This window comes from Rubrilithobacter danxiaensis, from assembly GCF_047272945.1.
GTDB classification, from domain to species: domain Bacteria; phylum Bacteroidota; class Bacteroidia; order Sphingobacteriales; family Sphingobacteriaceae; genus Rubrolithibacter; species Rubrolithibacter danxiaensis.
This window is the reverse complement of record NZ_JBKOPS010000041.1, coordinates 1-554: the sequence shown is the minus strand read 5'-3', so window position 1 is coordinate 554 and position 554 is coordinate 1. Positions and strand designations below refer to the sequence as shown.

Below are 554 nucleotides of genomic sequence, written 5' to 3'. Positions count from 1 at the left end.
ATAGCAGAGGACAAGATTTCCAGACCACTGGTAACAGGCGCTCCGTTAAGCATGAGGGTACCGTTAGCCGGGAGGGAAGTGATTCTGATCTTTGTCAAGGCATCGTTTTCCACCGGATCAGTGAATTTGCTGCTAAAGTCAGCAGCAGAGAAAGCTACGGTATGATCTTCGTTGGCACTCTTTGAAACAGGAGCCACAACAGGAAGGTCATTGACAGGGGCAATGGTAATAGTAACGGTAGCATCGGCAGCGGCAAAATCGGTACCATCCTGTCCGTTCCAGTTAAAGGAAGCCGAGCCGTTCCAGTCAGGACTGGGAATAAATGACAGCTGCGGAATAGCAGAGGACAAGATTTCCAGACCGCTGGTAACAGGCGCTCCGTTAAGCATGAGGGTACCGTTAGCCGGGAGGGAAGTGATTCTGATCTTTGTCAAGGCATTGTTTTCCACCGGATCAGTGAATTTGCTGCTAAAGTCAGCAGCAGAGAAAGCTACGGTATGATCTTCGTCAGCAGTCTTTGAAACAGGAGCCACAACAGGAATATCATTGACGGG

At 49.6% G+C, this 554-nt stretch carries 1 protein-coding gene; it reads right to left on the bottom strand.

Annotated elements, in window-relative coordinates:
• A partial coding sequence (locus ACLCDL_RS17915; protein ID WP_423149786.1) for a cadherin-like domain-containing protein occupies positions 1–554 on the bottom strand: 554 nt, incomplete at both ends.